Source organism: Pseudomonas sp. JL2 (assembly GCF_031570495.1).
In the GTDB taxonomy this organism is placed as follows: domain Bacteria; phylum Pseudomonadota; class Gammaproteobacteria; order Pseudomonadales; family Pseudomonadaceae; genus Aquipseudomonas; species Aquipseudomonas rhizophila.
Map to the genome: position 1 here is coordinate 1 of NZ_JAKUDH010000072.1, position 676 is coordinate 676.

The window sequence follows — 676 nt, forward strand, 5'->3', positions numbered from 1 at the left end:
CTGCGCAGCCGAGCGGGAGCAAGCTCCCTCGCCACAAGAGCAACCAATGCAACTAGAGCGACTAGAGCGACTAGAGCCATTTCGCGTCCCAGAGCGGGTAATCACCAATGCGATCCACCAGCCCTGCGCGAAGCGGATTGGCGATGATGTACCGAGCGAAGGGCCGCAGCTCCTGGTTGTCGCGGATCGCACGATCATGGAAACCGCTTTGCCAAAAGGCACCTTTTCTATTCATTGCTCGATTGATCGCCAGGGTGCTGCGAGATTTTACGGCTTGCATGACCTGAGTGAGTTGGGCTTCCTCCAGTTGCACCAGCCAATGCAGATGGTCCGGCATGACAACCCAGGCCAGCGAATTAACCTGTCCTCGTTCATGAGCCCGGCGCAGTTCTGCAACCAGCAAGCGTCCCAATCGCCAGTCCTTGAAGAGCGGCACGCGTTGGTGAACGACCGTAGTGACGAGGTAGCCTCGCCCCCGTTCCGAAGAGCGTCCGCGACGCAATTGATGAGAGTTTGGGCGTGGTGGATACATTCCTTGGCTTCCTGTCGTTGGGGTATCAACTTACGGTAGCCCCGCCCGGTCTGACCCGAGACTTTGATGTTTGAACGACGTTTCCGATAGCAACGTAGTACCCGTGGCGAGGGAGCTTGCTCCCGCTGGGTGGCGCAGCCGCCC

The 676-nt window shown here is 58.9% G+C and carries 1 protein-coding gene; it reads right to left on the reverse strand.

Translation table 11 applies throughout. The features are described 5' to 3' along the window. Window positions 1-70 precede the first annotated feature (70 nt). A complete protein-coding gene (locus tag MKS85_RS28795; protein ID WP_139049233.1) occupies window positions 71-532 on the reverse strand; it encodes an REP-associated tyrosine transposase in 462 nt (153 codons plus the stop codon). Between the last annotated feature and the right edge of the window lie 144 nt (window positions 533-676).

Excerpts from the sequence above, each read along its gene's own strand:
- MKS85_RS28795 (WP_139049233.1), bottom strand. The coding sequence starts at position 532 with ATGTATCCACCACGCCCAAACTCTCATCAATTGCGTCGCGGACGCTCT.